Annotated in this window: 12 protein-coding genes; 5 read left to right on the top strand and 7 right to left on the bottom strand. The window is 41.5% G+C overall.

Annotated features, from left to right (window positions below; all coding sequences use genetic code 11):
- Positions 1–207 precede the first annotated feature (207 nt).
- From HMPREF2794_RS16210 to HMPREF2794_RS16195, 4 genes are all read left to right on the top strand, one after another.
- Positions 208–3,405 (top strand): SusC/RagA family TonB-linked outer membrane protein, encoded by a 3,198-nt coding sequence (locus tag HMPREF2794_RS16210; RefSeq protein WP_029425216.1) that lies wholly within the window; start codon positions 208–210, stop codon positions 3,403–3,405.
- A gap of 6 nt (positions 3,406–3,411) precedes the next feature.
- Positions 3,412–5,274 (top strand): RagB/SusD family nutrient uptake outer membrane protein, encoded by a 1,863-nt coding sequence (locus HMPREF2794_RS16205; protein WP_055269354.1) that lies wholly within the window; start codon positions 3,412–3,414, stop codon positions 5,272–5,274.
- A gap of 20 nt (positions 5,275–5,294) precedes the next feature.
- The gene (locus HMPREF2794_RS16200; protein ID WP_022301413.1) at positions 5,295–6,002 is read left to right on the top strand and encodes a DUF3823 domain-containing protein; all 708 of its coding nucleotides are present in this window, start codon (positions 5,295–5,297) and stop codon (positions 6,000–6,002) included.
- Positions 6,003–6,085: 83 nt separating this feature from the next.
- Complete coding sequence (locus tag HMPREF2794_RS16195; protein WP_010536200.1) at positions 6,086–6,931, top strand: FAD:protein FMN transferase; 846 nt, start codon at positions 6,086–6,088, stop codon at positions 6,929–6,931.
- Here the strand turns inward: HMPREF2794_RS16195 and HMPREF2794_RS16190 are convergent.
- From HMPREF2794_RS16190 to dut, 6 genes are all read right to left on the bottom strand, one after another.
- The gene (locus HMPREF2794_RS16190) at positions 6,918–8,015 is read right to left on the bottom strand and encodes a glycoside hydrolase family 43 protein (RefSeq protein ID WP_010536199.1); all 1,098 of its coding nucleotides are present in this window, start codon (positions 8,013–8,015) and stop codon (positions 6,918–6,920) included. The two genes, HMPREF2794_RS16195 and HMPREF2794_RS16190, sit on opposite strands and share 14 nt — an antisense overlap.
- Before the next feature lie 589 nt (positions 8,016–8,604).
- The gene (locus HMPREF2794_RS16185; RefSeq protein WP_070751929.1) at positions 8,605–12,642 is read right to left on the bottom strand and encodes a hybrid sensor histidine kinase/response regulator transcription factor; all 4,038 of its coding nucleotides are present in this window, start codon (positions 12,640–12,642) and stop codon (positions 8,605–8,607) included.
- A 23-nt stretch (positions 12,643–12,665) separates the two neighbouring features.
- Positions 12,666–13,973, bottom strand: coding sequence for a murein hydrolase activator EnvC family protein (locus HMPREF2794_RS16180; protein ID WP_010536197.1), 1,308 nt, complete (start codon positions 13,971–13,973; stop codon positions 12,666–12,668).
- Positions 13,970–14,533, bottom strand: a complete 564-nt coding sequence (locus tag HMPREF2794_RS16175; protein ID WP_022301416.1) for a lipoprotein insertase outer membrane protein LolB1 — start codon at positions 14,531–14,533, stop codon at positions 13,970–13,972. The genes HMPREF2794_RS16180 and HMPREF2794_RS16175 overlap by 4 nt, the downstream gene beginning before the upstream one ends.
- Positions 14,530–16,281, bottom strand: coding sequence for a tetratricopeptide repeat protein (locus HMPREF2794_RS16170; protein WP_022301417.1), 1,752 nt, complete (start codon positions 16,279–16,281; stop codon positions 14,530–14,532). Before HMPREF2794_RS16170 ends, HMPREF2794_RS16175 begins: the two co-directional genes overlap by 4 nt.
- Before the next feature lie 34 nt (positions 16,282–16,315).
- Entirely contained in the window at positions 16,316–16,750 is a 435-nt protein-coding gene (gene dut, locus HMPREF2794_RS16165) for a dUTP diphosphatase (protein ID WP_010536194.1), read from the bottom strand.
- A 124-nt stretch (positions 16,751–16,874) separates the two neighbouring features.
- Here dut and HMPREF2794_RS16160 point away from each other — a divergent pair, with 124 nt between their 5' ends.
- Positions 16,875–18,227, top strand: a complete 1,353-nt coding sequence (locus HMPREF2794_RS16160) for a deoxyguanosinetriphosphate triphosphohydrolase (protein ID WP_055269350.1) — start codon at positions 16,875–16,877, stop codon at positions 18,225–18,227.
- Here the strand turns inward: HMPREF2794_RS16160 and HMPREF2794_RS16155 are convergent.
- On the bottom strand, positions 18,199–19,212 hold the full coding sequence (locus tag HMPREF2794_RS16155) for a glycine N(alpha)-acyltransferase GlsB (RefSeq protein WP_010536192.1): 1,014 nt from the start codon (positions 19,210–19,212) through the stop codon (positions 18,199–18,201). The two genes, HMPREF2794_RS16160 and HMPREF2794_RS16155, sit on opposite strands and share 29 nt — an antisense overlap.
- Positions 19,213–19,235: the final 23 nt, after the last annotated feature.

Below are 19,235 nucleotides of genomic sequence, written 5' to 3'. Positions count from 1 at the left end.
ACTGGTATGATACAAAAACTAATCAGATGACTGGGTTTAAGGCTCGTTCGGTAATCGGAGGACATTGGATGAAGATACTAATGGAGAAAATGTTGAACAAGTGATGAGCTAATCCAATAAAAGTGAAATTATTCAATATATTTTAAACACTCATCCGTATTATACTAATTATAAGATGTATAATATCGGTGACAAAATTTATTTGCTATGAAAAGAAAAGAACAAATGTTTTGGTTTTTAAGCCATAACAAGATGTGGTGCATTCCACTCTGTCTGACTGCATTTTCATTATTGCCTAGTAGTTATATTCACGCCACTAGTATAATAGATGAAAATACATTAATAGTGAACTCTACCCAACAACAACGTATTGTAAAAGGCACTGTTATTGATGCCAATGGTGAACCATTAATTGGAGTCAATGTAAAAGAAGTAGGGGGAACTACCGGCACAATCACTGATATAAATGGTGAATTTTCTCTAAATGTTGCTCCTAAAACAAGATTGGAGATTTCTTTTATCGGTTATCAAACACAAAATGTTGCTGTAGGAGAGTCGAGACAAATTACTGTGACCTTACAGGAAGATACGCAAGTTTTAGATGAAGTAGTCATTACAGGTTTCGGTATGTCACAAAAGAAAGCAACGTTGACAGGGGCTGTGTCTTCTATTAAATCCGAAGAAATTGCCCGTTCTTCTGCTGTTACTGCAGGTGGAGCTTTAGTTGGTAAAATTGCAGGTGTAAATACTCGTCAACAAGATGGACGCCCTGGGGCTGAAACAGCTTTGCAAATTCGTAATATGGGTACTCCGTTATTTGTAATTGATGGCGTTATTTCGGATACAGGGCAGTTTAGTCAGATGGATTTTAACGATATCGAGTCTATATCTGTATTAAAAGATGCATCAGCTGCTTTGTATGGTGTACGTGCTGCGAATGGAGTAGTAGTTGTTACTACAAAGAAAGGTAGCCGTAATTCTAAAAATACAGTTTCTGTTAACGCCTATTATGGCTGGCAAAAAAACTCCAAATATGTTAGCCCCGCTAATGTAAAAGATTATGTTCATGCATATGTAACTGCAGAAACATTTTCTGGGCGTAATGATGATTCTCGTCGTTATAGTAAAGAAGAATATGAAAAATGGATGAGTGGTACAGACGCTAAATATCAAGGATGGGACTGGGAAGATTATATCTGGGTAAGTGCTCCGCAATATTATATCAATACGAATTTCTCTGGAGGTACAGATAAAGCAAATTATTATGTAGCAGTATCCCACATTAATCAAGATGCAACTATTCGCAATTATGGCGGATTTCGTCGTACGAATGTGCAAATGAATATTGAAATGAATGTAAATGAACGTCTTAAAGTAGGTGCAAGCATGAATGGACGCATTGAGGATCGTCGTCATCCTGGAGTACCGGGAGGTGATGATACATGGCTACCTCGTTTCGCAACAATGAAAAATCAACCAACCAAACGTCCATTTGCCAATGATAATCCCAATTATCCGCAGTTGGTATCTGATCAACCGGAAACTAATTTTGCAATTTTAAATTACGAAACAACAGGAAAGGTCTCGGACGTATGGCGTGTAATTCAAATGAACGGTACTGCTGAATATGAAATTCTGAAAGGATTAAAATTCAAAGGAATGTTGGGGTACTATTATGCATACAACGAACTGGATAACCAAGAGTTCACCTATGAATTATATGGCTATAATGAACAAACAGACAGCTACTATGTAACCAATCGTATGTCAAACCCTTATCGTGAACGTAATCGTGAGAAGGTAGAGGATCAATTTTCAAACTTCCAGTTAAATTTTGATCGTAAATTCGGGAAACATGCAGTCGTTGCCGTAGCTGGATTTGAGGCAAGTCAACGTAAACGCCCTAAAATGTGGATTCATTCTACACCGGTTTCTAATGCAATGGATTTGATTCGTCTGAAAGAAATTCAAGAGTTTAATGACGATGGAAATAGAACAGAGGCTCGTATGGGTTATTTGGGACGTATCAATTATAGCTATGCTGACAAATACTTAATTGAATTAATAGCTCGTTGGGATGGTTCATGGAAATTTCGCCCAGACAATCGTTGGGGATTCTTCCCATCAGCGTCATTGGGTTGGCGTATTTCTGAAGAAAATTTTTGGAAAGAAAGCAAACTTGGTGAAATCGTTACTAACTTTAAACTACGTGGTTCATATGGAGAAGTTGGTGATGATGCCGTTTCTGACTATTCTGCTTTTGATTACCTACCTGGTTATAATTACAACAGTGGTGGTGCTGTAATTGATGGGAATTGGGTAGTAGGAACCTCTACTCGCGGACTACCTAACCAGACACTATCCTGGATGACAGCGAAGATTCTAGACATTGGCGTAGATTTAGGTTTTCTCAATAACCGTTTGAATGTTCAATTTGATTATTTTCGTCGTGTACGTGATGGAATTCCTGAAGCCCGTTATGATGTATTAATACCGAATGAAGCAGGTTTTAGTCTACCAAAGGAGAATCTGAAATCAGATATGCATAAAGGTTTTGATGCCTCAATTACGTGGACTGACCATATCAATGACTTCAATTATAGCATTGGTGGCAATATAACCTATTCCAGATTCTGGGATTGGGAACAGTATAAGCCACGTTTCAGTAATTCATGGGATGAATATCGTAACAGCATTTGGCACCGTGTAGGATACGTAAACTGGGGATACGAAGCTATCGGTCGTTTTCAAAACTGGGAACAAATTGCTAATTATCCAATTGATAATGACAGAAAAGGTAATCGTACGGTAGTTCCAGGGGATATTATGTATAAGGATCAAAACAATGATGGTGTAATCAATTATTTAGATGAACGTCCTATTGGATATCGTGTAGATAGTACTCCTACTCTTAATTTTGGAATTAATCTTTCCGCATCATGGAAAGGATTTGATTTGGCTATGGATTGGACTGGCTCTGGTATGACATCATGGAATCAGTGTTATGAGACAGCCCGTCCGTTTCAGAATGATGGAAACAGCCCTGATGAAGTGTTGAAAGACGCATGGCATTTATCTGATATATGGGATGCTAACAGCCCCTTAATTCCGGGTAAATATCCGATGATTCGTCTAAATACTGATGAAACTAGTGCTTATGATAAAAGTTCATATTGGTTACATAATGTAACTTATCTAAAGTTACGTAATCTGGAAGTTGGTTACACATTCCCCAAAACATGGCTAAACAAGACTGGCATTAGTAATTTAAGACTGTTCGTTTCAGGTACAAACTTACTGACTCTATCAAACCTTTCTGTCATGGATCCGGAATGTGCATCTGACAATGGTTTGGATTATCCTCCGATGCGAGTAATAAATATTGGCGTAAACCTAAAATTTTAATAAACAATGAAAAAATATTTATATACAATAATGACTGCTACAATGTTATCATTAGGTAGTTGTAGTGGATTCTTGGATACAAAGCCTGATACATTATTAACCCAAGATCAGACTTTTGGTGACCCTACATTGGTTAAATCAGTATTGGCTAATTTTTATGGACGTGTCACAATAGGACAACGCATTGATGACTGGGATCAATGGACGATGCTGGATGAAGTAATTCATTTCGACACAAATAGTGACGAGAATATTGACAGAAACAAATGGCGTACGTATGATTATACCCTAGTACATGATCTTAATCAGTTCCTAGAAGGCATTAAACCTTCAGACGCCGTAGATGAGGCCACGAAAACAGCTTATATAGGTGAAGTACGTTATATCCGTGCATGGCTTTATTTCTGTATGGGACGTACTTTGGGTGGTGTACCTATAATAAATGATGAGATATTCAATTATACTCCAGGTATGGATATCACAACTCTACAGGTACCTCGTTCTACTGAAGCCGATTTATACGATTATGTTATTTCAGAATGTCAGGAAGCGGCTAAAATGTTAACAAAGGATACTAATAAAAACTCCGCACGCGCTAATTACTGGGTAGCGAAAATGCTGGAGGCACGTGCAGCTTTGACTGCAGCTTCATTAGCGACCTATAATACTGCTGAAGCACATCCGCAATTGCGCACAAATGGCGGAGAAGTGGGGATACCTCCTTCCAAAGCTCAAGAATATTACAAAACAGCACTAGCAGCAGCAAAGGATGTCATAGAGAATGGACCTTACAAACTAATGTTAGCATCAGAACAGACTCACAAAGCATATGCAGACAATTTTTATAAAGCTGTATGTCAAAAAGATGGCAATACGGAAGTCATTTGGTGCCGTGATTATGTTTCTCCAGGACAAACGCATCAGTTTACAAAAGGAAACTTACCCAAAAGTATAGAGCAGGATACAGGAAGTGACCGTTTATCTGTTTTACTAAATCTAGTTGAGGCCTTCGAGCCGCTTGACGCTACGGAAGAGCAAAAAGGAACAAGTGTACCATTTGAAATTGGCACCCCTGAAAATCCGGAATTCTTTACCGAACCAACTGAGCTATTCATGGAGCGTGACCCTCGATTGATGGGCTCCATTATTGTGCCCGGAGCTACTTTTGACAGTAAGGTCATCGAATTACAAGCAGGACAGCTACGAAAAGAAAATGGTTCATGGTCTGAAGTCACTGGAGCCCGTAATTCTTATGACGAAGAAGGGAAGTTAATCACAGCAAATAATGGGCCTTTTGGTGGTAATGACCGCGAAATAAATCGTACTGGTTTCTATGTACGCAAATATCTGGATGCTACCCCTTCTGCAGGTACTATCGGACGTGGTTCTGAAATGTGGAATGTTTATTTCCGTATTGCAGAGGCTTATATGATTGCTGCTGAAGCTAGCTGGGAGCTATCACGAAATAATACTGATACAGAAGCACTGAAATATATTAATGCTGTGCGTAGTCGGGCTGGAATTCTTCCATTAAACACGATTGATCATAAAAAAATCATGCATGAATATCGGGTAGAATTTGCATTTGAAGGTAATCGCTGGTGGGACTTGAAGCGCTGGATGGAAGCGAGTAAAATATGGACTGGTGAACCAACAGCAAGAACTTCACAACGCCTAGGATTATGGCCATTTAAGGTGGTTGCTTCAGGTGATCCTAATGATGGGAAATGGGTATTCATTGAAAAAGATATGCAAAAATTGGATTTATGGCGTCGCCCGTTAAAATGTACAGACGCACAATATTATTCAGAAATTGATAATGGTTGGATTAATAATAATCCGAAGTTAGTGAAAAATCCTTATCAGTAACTTAAAAAGAAAAAATGAAGATGAAAACAATATCGAAAATATTTTCAATGGTCATCTTGTCGGCTTTCTCATTAATGAGCTGTACAAAAGATAATTATGATGAACCAACTTCTTTTATAAAAGGGCGTGTGGTTTATAAAGGAGAGGCTTTACAATTACGTGGCAATGAAGCCGTCAAACTGCAGTTATATCAGCGCGGCTATCAAAAGCATGACCCCGTAGAAGTTTTTGTAAACCAGAATGGAGAGTTCTCCATTTGTATTTTTGATGGGGAATATCAACTGATTACCAAGGCTGGTAATGGTCCTTGGAGCGATAAAGGTCGTGACACTATTGAAATAAAGCTGAATGGACTTGCTACACAAGATGTTGAAGTGACTCCTTATTATTTAGTAGAAGATGCTAAAATGACTCTAAATGGTAATAAGGTTAATGCTTCATTTAAAGTAAATAAAATAGCAGGTACTGGTATTGACCGTATGATCATGTTATTAAGTACCACACAATTTTTGAGTGATGCTGAACATAATGTAGATCGTTATGACGAAACAGAGGATCTTATACAATACGATGAAACTGGTAAAATATATACTTTTGCCACTAGAGACTATAGTAATAATAGTATGTTTCAAACAGCTTTAAAAAGGGGGACATTATTTGGACGTATTTGTCTATGGCCCCAAGGCTCTGATCAAGGAATATATTCGGAAGTATTCAGACTTAAATAGAATAAATTCTATATATGATAAATGAGAGGTTGTGTCAAAACGTTGGCACAACCTCATCTTATTAATATATCAATAAAGAATAAATGCAGCATACCATTCAGCATATATATAAGACACATGACAACGACGGGCTTCTCTATGCCTGGTTCTCATCCATGCATACACGCGTAGATATCATACTCAGTTGTCAGAAATCGGAGAAAGAATTAATGTCTGCAGTCAATCATATATACGACACGCTCTGCCAACTGGAAAGAACAGCCAATTATTATGATCCTTCAAGTGAACTGGCTTTAGTCAATCAGGCAGCTTCTACAACTCCCGTTGTGATAAGCCAGTCTCTCTTTTCGATGATCGCGCTGTGCATAGAATATCATAAAAAAACAATAGGATGTTTCGACATCACCATTCATTCGGAGAACTATAACCAAGATACAATACATTCAATACATCTATCACCTGAAGCATCAAGCATCTTCTTCCACCAAGCAGGTACTGCCATAAATCTATCAGGATTTCTTAAGGGCTATGCTTTGGACAGAATCAAGGAAATAGTAAATACTCATAGAATAGGAAATGCTTTGATAAGCATAGGAAACAGTTCTATACTCGCTTTGGGCAACCATCCTTCCGGTATGGGATGGAAAGTAGGCTTTAGAAATCAGACAAATAGTGTCCAAAGCGACAAAGACCAGTCTATACTCCTCAACAATGAATGCCTGACCACTTCCGGTAATGACTCATGTGAGCGTAAACACATTATTTCTCCTTGGAGTGGCCAGCCACTGGAAGGAGTCAGACAAGTAGCTGTAGTAACAAACGATGGAACAACAGGCGAAGTTCTTTCAACCAGTCTATTTGTGGCAAATCAAGAACAACGCAAAGTACTAACGGCCGAGTTTCTTCCCTCAATAATTATTGATTTGTAACCGTACCGGATGGCTTAGGCAACGGAGTATTCACAGGAAGAGGAATACCCAAATCCGGCATTCCGTTAGCATCCCATCCTATCTTCTGCAATCGTGGATTACGGGTTTCCGACTCTCCTGTATTCCCACTCGGGATGCTCCTCGCCTGATATAACACATACCATTCTGTTCCATCGGGCGAAGGTATAAACGAAAGACCAGCCGGTCCGTATACTCCATCTTCCGGCTTCTGCTGAAATACAGGAACAGGACTTTTCTTCCAAGAAGCAGGGTTCAACAAATCACTGTCCGCATCGGCAGTCAACATTCCGGTACAATAATAGGGAGACCAACAACCACTGGCTGAATAGTATACAATCACCGTTTGATTATCCTTGGAATGGAAATACTGAGGGCTTTCATTCACATAAATCGGATAAGCCGTCCGTCCGCCATCCGGATTAATCCATTGCCGTTCCCATTCATATTCCGGCTGCGAGATCATGACTCTTTTCGTAGCCAATGTCCAGGGATTTTCCATTCGGGCTATATAAATGCATTGTGTTTCACTGCCAATTCTGCGATTAGGCCAGCCTGACCACAGAAGATAAAGTTCCCCTTTATGCTCAAAAGTGGAAGGATGTATCCCCCAATTCCATTCCGGATTGGTCATGATCGCTCCTTTCATACGAAACTCCCCTTGCATTGGATCAGGAGAGTCATTTTCAATCACATAAATTTGGTGATTATCCGTATTCCCGTCATCAGCCGCAAAATAGATATACCATTTGCCATCGATATTTCGGATTTCAGGATTCCAGAGATGATAAGAGTTTGAAGGATCTTTGGGTACCCAAACTTCCTTACAGGTGGAGCGGGGCATGTCAGTAATGTCGGTAGTTACCCATAAGAATATTTGATCATTGGTCTCATGGGTATAATAATATTTTCCATCATGGTAAATCGCATTTGGATTAGGGCCTTCCGTAAACAATGGATTGACATAAGTATCTTTTTCAGCATCTTCTGTCTTCCCGGCATGTTTGGAATTACAAGAAATGTTCAACAGAACAGAGAAGGATAACAGGCATAAATAGATTCTCATAGTTACATTATTTTTAAGATGATACAAAGAAAAGACTTTTTTTCCATTAACCGTTAACAAAGCGAAAATAAAAATCGAATTTAGAATATCATTCTTCCGTCATGCCACAATCTGTTCAGATAATTGACACAAAAAGAGAAAAGATTCTCTGTAAATAAAAAACATTATATCATCAAAGACAAAAAGAATATTTTGAAGTCAGCGCTAGTATTTATTTAAAAAATATCAACCTATGCTGCGTTCATATCCAATCGTTTATTAATAAATTCTTTCATCGTTTATTATAAACGGTATCCAAGTTTATTATAAACATTCATATCTTTCCTACAGGAATAAATATCACTTTTTAGCAACAAAAAGGGCTGTAATCCCTATAAAGAATCACAGCCCTTAGCTTGTAGCAGACCAATCAGCAAGCATTACCCGAAGCAGAAATGCATGCCATCTGTTATTATATTATACTTAAATATACTAATTTTCCATCTATATTATCAATCTTATCGAATTTACAGTCTGTTGCTACTTACAAATATACAATATAAAAAACGGTTTGTCAAGTCCTGCCCCATCTTTCATTAACAGACCAGAATCAGACTTTAGGATCAGCATCCGAAGAAATCTCTGCTGATTCTCCTGAATTCAAAAGCTGGCTAATATATTCCTTAGGAAGAACACCATATTGTACCTTGAAACATTTGGCAAAATAGGAGGAGGAAGTAAATCCTACCTGTGCCGCAACCTCAGAAATACGTGTACCTCCCCGGATTAATTCAGCCGCCTTATTCATACGCAGAGCCTTCAGGTAATCATTGGGCGACATACCCGACAATGCCTTTATCTTTCGATAGAAATTAGAACGGCTCATGTTCATTTGCTCTGCAAGAGTATCAATGGAGAAGTTCTCGTCTGCCAGCTGGTCGGCAATGACTTCCTGTATCTTAGCAACAAATTCACAGTCTCTCTGAGACATCGCAAGCTCTGCTGAAGTCTGAGTCGCATTTCCGGATAAACTAGCCATCAACTTATGGAAAGACTGCCTCAACCGGAGCAGGTTCTCAATCTGCTTGTGCAGTTGCTTGATAGAGAATGGCTTCTCTATATACACATCGGCTCCACATTCAAGGCCTTCCACCTTAGACTCTAAGGTTGTTTTTGCCGTCAGCAGAATAACCGGAATATGTGAGTAATCTATTTCAGATTTTACTTTACTACAGAGTTCCAAACCGTTCATTTCCGGCATCATGACATCACTGACTATAACATCTACACTTTCTTGTTCAAGTATCTCAAGAGCTGCACGTCCATTCGAAGCTTTCAGCACACGGAACCAAGCCAGCAATGAATCGCGTGTCAGGTTCAATAGTTCGACATTGTCTTCCACCAACAATACAGTGAATTTCTTTCCCGAGAATTCCGAAGAAATATTCTCTGTCGTCCCCTCACTTTCAGAATGTACCTCAACGATGTCGGTAGTTTCTTCTACCGCCTCCTTGTTCAAAGGAAGAGATAACACAAACGAAGAGCCTTGCGGTTCGTTATCTTCAAGACGAAGGCTACCTTGATGAGCCTCTGCCAGAGATTTTGCAAAAGCCAATCCGATACCAGTACCTGTTGCCGTGGCTACCTTGTCATCCGGCATCTGATAGAAAGCTTCAAATATTTTCTCTTTCTGCGAGTCAGGTACTCCACGACCATCATCACTCACATATATTTCATACCCCGCATCATTTGCCACAAGTTTCAAATCAATGCGTGCATGGGCATATTTGATAGCATTACTTATCAGGTTCACCAAGATCTTACTCAGCTTTTCCCGATCAACCATCGATACCAATTCCTGATCGGGTACCGTCAACACCAATTCAATGCCTTTCAACTCCGCAGGACTAGTGAACTGGCTATATATATCATTCACAAGCTCCTTTATATCACAGCTTACCAAATTCAATTGCAAAGCTCCGTTTTCCATCTTCTGAAAGTCGAGCAGCTGATTCGTAATGCCTAAAAGGTAATTCACATTCTTATCTATCACAGACAGATATTTCGCTTCTTTTCCTTCATGCTCTATCTCTTGCAACTTTTCAAGAGGTAAACGTATCAGACTGAGAGGGGTACGTATCTCATGTACCAAATTAATAAAAAAGCCGATCTTTGATTTATAAACTTCCTGTTCTTTAGCAATCTGGTATTTCTCCATCCGACGTTTGTATTTGTGCTTGACACGGAGATTCCAACGCCAGGCAATCCAGGCAATCCACCCCATCAGCAGAAGGATATAAATAAAATAAGCGAAAGAACTACGCCACCAAGGGGGAGTAATCACTACCTTCAGAGTAGTGGTTTTCTCGTTCCACTGATGATCATTATTAGAGCCGCGCACTTCAAACTCGTATTCTCCGGGAGGCAGATTGGTGTAAGAAGCGGAGTTGTTCTCGGAATTGGTAATCCATTCCTTATCGACTCCTTTCAATATATAAGAATATCTGTTTCTTGCCGGGTCTTCATAACTAAGTGCCACAAAACGAATCGTGAAACTATTATTTTCATAAGACAAGGTTATCTTGTCAGCCATATAAACCGGTTTTCCCAGTTGAAGCAGTTTCTTCACTTCCTGTTCATCATTCAGGTAAGACAGACGGATATCAGTCACGTATACCGGAGGAATGTAGGCGTTATCGACAAAACGCTCCGGCTGGAAAACATTAAAACCATTAATTCCGCCAAAATACAATTTGCCTTCGGAGGATCTTAAAGAAGACCGTGCCATAAATTGATTTCCCTGCAAGCCATCATTAATCGTGAACTGCCGGAAATGAGCTCTGGATATTGGATTAATCTTAAAAATCCCCGCATTACTGGATATCCAGAAGTCCCCCGTCTGATCTTGTTCAATGGAGTAGATCACTTTGTTGGGAAGTGAAGAATCAAATTCGATGAATGCTTCTGTTTTAGGGTCGAAGGAACATAATCCTCCCCCATTCGTGCCAAACCACATCACCCCTTTATTGTCCTCAAACACGGTGATAACCGAGTTACTGGTAATGGTAGTCGAATCTTCCCGTTCATGCTGGAAATGTTTCCAATGTCCGCTAAGGGTATTGTAGGAGAACACACCGCTATTGGTAGTTGCTATCCACAGATTATTGTACATATCCTCATATATATCGCCAACGGAGATCATAGAACCGATACTGGTGATAGTCATAAAATTGTCGGCATCCGGATTATACCGGCATAAGCCCCAGCTTGTCCCGACGAAAATTTCACCTTTCCGATCCTTATACATGCACAACACATCATTACTACAAATCGTATTGGGGATTCCCCGAGAATGTGTATATTCTTTTATCGAGCCGGTACGTAGATTAAGAACACGTATTCCTTCTGCATAAGTACCAATCCAGAGACAATCACCGTCTAGCATTAAAGAACGAATATCGTATTTCTGCCCCTTTACGCCTCCGATAGGATGCTCCGAAAGTTCCCGTGTAACGGCATTGAAGAAATATAAACCACTCTGGGTACCAATCCAGATGTTTCCGTCCTTATTTTCACAGAATGGTCCGACCACCTCTCCCGCTCCCGGTATCCCCGACAGATAAGCGGGGGAATAGTAATCAAAACGTTTGGTCTGTTTAGACATGTAGTTGATACCGCCCAAGTTCGTCAATACCCATAGAGCACCTTCCGCATCCCACATCATACCGTTGATGGCCTGGTCACTTAAACTTCTCGGATCAGCCGGATTATCTGCACGAAGAAAAGTTTTCAACTCACGATTGAATAGATAGAGTCCGTTATCGGTTCCTACCAGCAATTCATTCTCGGTATATTTGAGGAGGCTGCGAACCGCACCGAAATTCAACGAAGGAGCCATGTAATTCTCTATGATTCCGGTTTCATGATTCAACCTCCCTAGCAAATTGTTACCTGCTCCCAACCATACTTCTCCCTCGATATCCAACACACAATTGATCTTGTAACTATCCGGAGAATTCACATCTGATGAAACTCTATACGATTGCAGAAATTTACCGTTTTCATCGAAACAAAGTAGCCCTTCCTGAAGTGAAGAAGCATATACTTTCTTCTTATCATAACTTTGGCAAACATCCCAGACAAAAGAAGTCTGAATGCTATTCTGAGTCAACACCTCAGTCTTGGGATCATAAATAAAAAGCCCCTGTCCTAACGTGGCAATCCAGAGAAGCCCGTTCTCTGTCTTTATAATCTTCTTGATCTCACTACTGACGTATACACCGTACTGAGTAGTCTTATCGAAATAAGAGAAACGGTCCGTTGCCCGATCATAAATATACAGTCCGGAGTTAGTTCCGACCCATATATTCTGATCTTCCTCAATCAACGCTTCAACGAAGTTGTTCTCCAATGAGAATTTATCGTTCAAGACATTCCGATAAACTTTGTTGCCCCGACCGTCATAGCGGTTCAGACCGTCACTGGTGCCCAGCCAGATAAATCCATAGCTATCCTGTATAGCACACCATACCGTATTATGTGACAAGCCATCTTCCACCTGATATTTCTTAAAGGAGAAATAGGGAGATGCAGACAATGGTTCGAGCCAAAAGGCCAGTAAAAGTATCAGTATTTTTGTTAACTTCATACTAAGTGTGTCTTATATTTAGATTAACGATTCAACCAAGGTTCCGGATTCAATTTTTCTTTCTCTCTGCGCAACTGGAAATGCAATACCGTTCGTCCGTTATCTGCGCCATCAGAAAATATCTGTCCGATAGCCTGCTTTGTACTCACTGTATCACCGGACTTCACCGAAGCAGAAGAAAGATTACAGTAAACGGAAATATAATTACCATGCCGGATCAGAACATTAAATAGTCCGTTCAACTGGAACACAGCTGCTACCTTACCATCAAAGATGGCACGAGCCTGTGCCCCCGGCTTTCCTTGAATATCAATTCCTTTGTTGTCCAGCTTCACATTACGAAGTCCTTCAACAGCGTACTGTCCATAACGGCTGGTTATGATGTAAGGTCCGGATATGGGCATCGGAAGTTTTCCACGGTTAGCAACAAAGCTACCGGACAGCTCACGATCCGCCTTACTCATCGTAAAAGCATCCAATGGTTCCGACTTCGGTCTGGCAACTGTTCCGGTTCCGGAGGAAGTTTTGTCCTTAGCATCTGCCTTCTTACGGGCTGCCGCTTCTCGGCGAGCCTCTTCCTGAGCACGTTTGCGGGCGCGTTCTATTTCTTCTGCGATCAATCGGTCGATACGGGCATTCAGTTGATTTGCTTCCCGTCTCTTCTTATTCACCTCACTCTGCAGCCCTTTCTGTTTCTTTTGCAGATTGGCCACCAGCGTACGCTTCTCTTTCTCCTGAGCCTCGAGTTTCGCCTTTTCGTTCTCACGTTCTTTCAGCAATCCCTCCTTGGCAGCTTTCACTTGCTCACGTTCCGCTTTTTTCTTCCGTATCTGCTCCTGTTTTTTTAAGATTTCCTCTCCCTGCAAACGCTGATAGGTAGCATATTCGCGCACATAACGTAAACGACGGTAGGTTTGCCCCAAATTCTTGGCAGAGAAAATAAACATCAGCTTTTCTTCAATTGATTTATTCTTATAGAGATACTGAACAGAAGCTTCGTACTTCTTCTTTTTCTCTTTCAGATCCTTTTCAAGACTATTCAACTGACGGTTCAGGGATACTAACTCACGTTCGATACTCTCCACATCATTATTGATGGCAAGTATATAACGTTTCCGCTCCTCAATCTGTCCCGTCAATGCCGCCAGACCATTCAACTGACTGCCTACATCCTTCTTTGTATTCTGCAAAATCGACTCTGTCTCGGCGATCTGCTTCTGCAGCGCACCGCGCTTACTCTCCAACTCACGAATCAACTTATTCGATTGGGCAGAAAGCGGAATTGCCAGCCAAAGGCTGCTTATCAGAATTACAAAGAGGCGTTTTTTCATAATAAAGTCATCAACATTTTCATTAGCTCTTCCAAAGAAACCTGACGGTATCTGGAAGTCAGTTCGGTCGGAGTGATCAACACTTCTTTGGTCGAAAACTCATATAATTGTACTTTTGCTTTCTCCAATTTGGGGATTCCCAAATCTTTTCCGGATAGTTCCGTCTTTCCACCGGGACGGGAAGCATCCGTCAGCAGTTTCTCCAACTGAGAAAATTCTACGTTCTTCGACAATATTTCTTTCAGCTCACTCTTGGTTGCACGTACAAACCGCTTGTTCATCCGGTCGACAAACAACAGTTCGGAGGGAGTAACCTCAATGCGCGCCACTTCCGTACGGATAATGGGCATCAACAAGGAGATCTGTACCCGTTCATGACTTTTCATCTTCATGGTACCGCCAACTGACATACTTCCGTTCTTACTTGGAATTGTCAGCTGGAGTTTGGAAGCCAGATAACTGGGTGCCGTCACTTCCGGCACCGTTGTCGTCAGATGCTTTGAGCTTTTACAACCTGCCAATACGACTGCAATCAACAAAAAATAAGCGATTCTTCTCATTCTGCAATGTATTTTTTCTTTTCTATTTTCTGTTTCAATGTTTTCGACTCACTGCCCATCTCCAGTGCTTTCTTCCAATAGGAAAGCGCGCCATCCACATCTCCAGTCATATAATAGATATCCCCGCAATGTTCTACGATCACATCACTCTTTTCATCATCACTTTTCATGGCATTATCTATGTAAATACGAGCTTCCGCATAATTTCCCTTTTCAAAAAGAATCCATGCATATGTATCCAGATAAGTAGCATTATTCGGTTCTGCCTTTACAGTCTTGTAACTCATTTCTTCCGCTTTATCCAGATCACGGCGCTCTACTGACAAGTAATAAGCATAGTTGTTCAACGCACCAATGTTGGAAGGATTGTAGACCAGTGCTGAGTCATAAGCAGCATAAGCCTCCTTCATCTGTTTCTGAGTATGATACATATCACCCAAAATAGAATAGAAGTCTGAGACGACCTCCTTCTTGCTGTCAGCTGTCGTATGTTCCAATGCTCTCTTACAAATACTGACCACACTATCCGGCTGTTCTGCCTGATTATAGGCAATGGCCAGATAATAATAAAATTCCAGCGCATCCGGAGTCGCTTCAATACCCGGCTCGCAAACCTTAATGATCTGCTTGTAATCCTCTTTTCTTACGGCAGTTCCAACCAACATCATACGAGCAGCTTTATTAGTAGGGTCTAAGTCAACCACTTGTTCCAAAACAGGAACTGACTCTGCCTCCATATTCTTCGACAACAGATATTGCGCATAAAGCATCGGGATTTGTGGATCATCCTGCTCCTGCTTCATGATCCGGTCAAACAGAGCTATGATTTGCGTACTGTCTTTATCAGCCTGTTCATTTTCCACAATCATCTGGCGCATGACGTTCACTTTAGTATCAGGTGTTACCTTCTTATTCAGCAATAAAGTATCCAGTTGCTGCTGATAAAGCCCCTCCTGCCCCGTCTGTTTGTAGTAAGAAGCCATCGAAAAGATAGCCATCGGATTATCCGGTTCTGCAGCCAGCACCTTCTGATAAACGTCATAAGCTTCCTGCTTCTTACCATTCTGAAGATATACGTCACCCAATATTACCTGATAACGCATGTCCATCGGATATTCCTGTACCAGACTTTCTATTTCCTGAAAAGCTTTCTTGTCATCCTTCATCTGAAGGTAGATCCGGAACTTCTCCATAGACAACTGTTCATTCTTGCCCATGTGCTTTTCAAGACGGTTCAATGTAGATATGACTTCATCATACTTCTCTTGTCTCCCATACAAGTCCAGAAGATTGAAAAGCGGGTCCTGTTTTCCCGGAAAACGCACTGCCATCTGTTCCAGCAGAGTGATAGCTTTATCCAATTCATTCTGCTGCTGATACAGCGATGCCAGTCCCTGACTATACCAATAGTTATCCGGAGCACTTGCCACCGCTTTTTCCAGCGCCTCCTGTCCTTGCGGCACCTGGCGGAGGAACATATAATACTGTGAAACCTCATAAAGTGCAGAAGCCGCATTCGGGTGAATATCCAGACAATGCTGCAACAATCCGAAAGCAGACGCATAATCTTTCTTCTCTTTCAAGCGCATGGCTTCCAGAAAGAAATAGTCATATTTCCGCTGCTGTTCGGGCGTTAGTGAAGACTGCGCCAAAACGACAGCTGGCTTTTCTTTTGCATTTTTCACCGTTCCGCACGAAACCAATGTCCATACAGCAACCAAAAGCCATATAATATTTTTCTTATTCATTTTCTCTTTTTATGGTACTTATCCTCGTCGGTACTTATCCTCGTCCTGTATGCCCGAAGCCCCCTGCTCCGCGCTCTGTCTCATCCAGCACTTCCACTTCCTGCCATACCGCTTGCTCATGCTTTGCAATCACCATCTGGGCAATACGCTCTCCATCCTCGATCACAAAAGATTCGGAAGAAAGGTTGATCAGAATGATACAGATTTCTCCGCGATAATCCGCATCAATTGTTCCCGGAGAATTGAGTACAGTAATGCCTTTTTTGATAGCCAGCCCACTACGGGGACGAATCTGGGCTTCAAATCCTTGTGGAAGAGCAATATAGATTCCAGTCGGCACCAGGCAACGCTGCAATGGCGCCAATGTGATAGGTTCAGAAAGATTAGCACGGATATCCATTCCTGCAGATAATTCAGTGGCATAAGCCGGAAGCGAATGCTTCGATTTATTGATTACTTGAACGTTCATAAATGCATGTTTACTATTTAACGGGCGAAAATACACATTTTGAACTGAAAATTAGTTAAGTTTGCAGTTAAATAATGTGGTAACAACCAATTTGCAAACTGTAACCTGTGAAATAGTAAATAAAATGATGAACTGGAATCAACTAATATCAGCCAAACGCTTCGGGATGGAAGAATTCCACGAAGAACGGCAAGAGAACCGTTCAGAGTTCCAACGGGACTATGACCGGCTCATATTTTCCGCACCGTTCCGCCGTCTGCAGAACAAAACACAAGTATTCCCGCTACCCGGTAGTATTTTCGTACACAACCGGCTAACACACAGCCTTGAAGTGTCCTGCGTAGGGCGGTCTTTAGGCAATGATGTAGCAAAAGCTATTTTAGAGCGTCAACCGGAACTTGAAAGTTCTTTCTTGCCGGAAATCGGCTCCATTGTATCGGCTGCTTGTCTGGCACACGACCTAGGCAATCCGCCTTTCGGACATTCCGGCGAACGGGCTATCTCGACTTTCTTTTCTGAGGGAAAAGGGCAAAGACTACAAGAAAAGCAACCGGACGGAGAGCAACTTTCTCCGATGGAATGGGAAGATTTGACACATTTTGAAGGAAATGCGAACGCTTTCCGCATACTGACCCATCAGTTTGAAGGACGTCGCAGAGGAGGGTTTGTATTAACATATACAACACTTGCTTCCATCGTAAAATACCCCTTTTCATCGAGCCTTGCCGGCAAAAAATCTAAATTCGGCTTCTTTGTCAGCGAGGAAGAGAGCTATCGCAAAATCGCGACAGACTTGGGCCTTATCCAGCTTAGTAAACATCCGTTAAAGTACGCCCGACACCCGCTAGTATATCTGGTGGAAGCCGCAGACGACATCTGTTATCAAATGATGGACATCGAAGACGCCCACAAGTTAAAGATCCTCACGACAGATGAAACAAAGGAACTTTTGATGTCTTTTTTCTCCGAGGACCGGCGGTCACGCCTTCGAAGCACCTTCCAAATTGTCAACGACACCAATGAACAGATCGCCTATCTGCGTTCTTCCGTTATCGGATTATTAGTCCGTGAGTGTACCCGTGTCTTTCTGGAACACGAGCAAGAGATACTGGCTGGCACTTTCGAAGGGCCACTTATCAAACATATCTCCGAAGATCCGGCAGCCGCCTATAACCATTGTGCGGAAATATCCCTGAAAAGGATATACCGTTCGCAGGACGTCCTGGACATTGAACTGGCCGGCTTCCGCATAATCAGCACCTTACTGGAACTAATGGTAGACGCTGTCACCCTACCCGGAAAAGAGAAAGCCTACTCCGAACTTTTAACCAACCGCGTTTCCGACCAATATAACATAAAATCGCCCGTACTCTACGAAAGAATACAGGCGGTACTTGATTATATATCTGGAATGACCGATGTCTTTGCGCTCGATCTTTACCGGAAAATTAATGGCAACAGCCTTCCTGCGGTGTAACAACCTTAGGAGTAAACACTCCTTCGCTCTCACAAGGCATCTTCAGCGCATCCGGATGACTCTCTATAAACGTCTGGATGTGTCTGATTCGCTTATCTTCAAGGATTTCATCCACAGCAATCAGAATACCAGTCTCTTCCACATCACCAAATTCATAGTTGATAGCTGTCCCGAACATACGCATAGTAGGACTTAAGCTCATATAGGCATTCACCAACGGTGGTATATTATACCCCAGTTTGCGTATCTCCGTATTCAATATCTTATAATCTTCTTTAAAGGTATCCTTGCAGAACAAAGCTTTCAATTCCTCATCAGAAGTTTCCAAAATCAACGGTTTCATCGGTGTAACCAGCTTTTCCCGATCATAAAAATGCTTTTTAAGGAAATACAGAATCATATCGCGTCCACGGCGATGATAACTGGGATACATGGTCACCTTACCAAAGAAATACTTCACATTCGGCATTACGACCGTCAGTGCCCCCAATCCATCCCACAGATTATCCAAAGCGAATAAGCCCTTACTGCCGGCACGTGTAGACTGATATTCCAACGTTACAAAAGAACGCCCCAGTTCAATTGTCTGAGGCAGATATTCCTTAATAAACGCATTCGAGAAATGGAACATGTGAGAAGTAGCCAGAATAGGCGCACCTGCTTCATCAAAGCGCACATCCGTTCCAAGCAAATACCGGTAACCACCTAATATTTCTTCCGCTTCCGGATTCCATACGATCAACTGCTTATATGGGTGTTCCATGGTATCATATTCGTCGATATCCATCGACATGCCTGTTCCTCCACCCGCAGCACGAAAGGCAATTTCCCTCAAACGACCAATTTCACGCATCACATTAGGAGCATTCTGATGGGTAATAATATAAATCTGATTATTACTTTTATTGGTCATTCGCAAGCGCCTATCTTCTGTCAACTCTGCTTTCAGCAGTTCTTTGCTTACCGGTTTAATAATCTCTTCCATATTCTTGTTATAGTGTTCTATCA

This window comes from Bacteroides sp. HMSC067B03 (genome assembly GCF_001811315.1).
Taxonomy (GTDB): Bacteria; Bacteroidota; Bacteroidia; order Bacteroidales; family Bacteroidaceae; genus Bacteroides; species Bacteroides faecis.
Note: the sequence above shows the minus strand (reverse complement) of the source record. Positions and strands in the feature narration are given on the sequence as shown.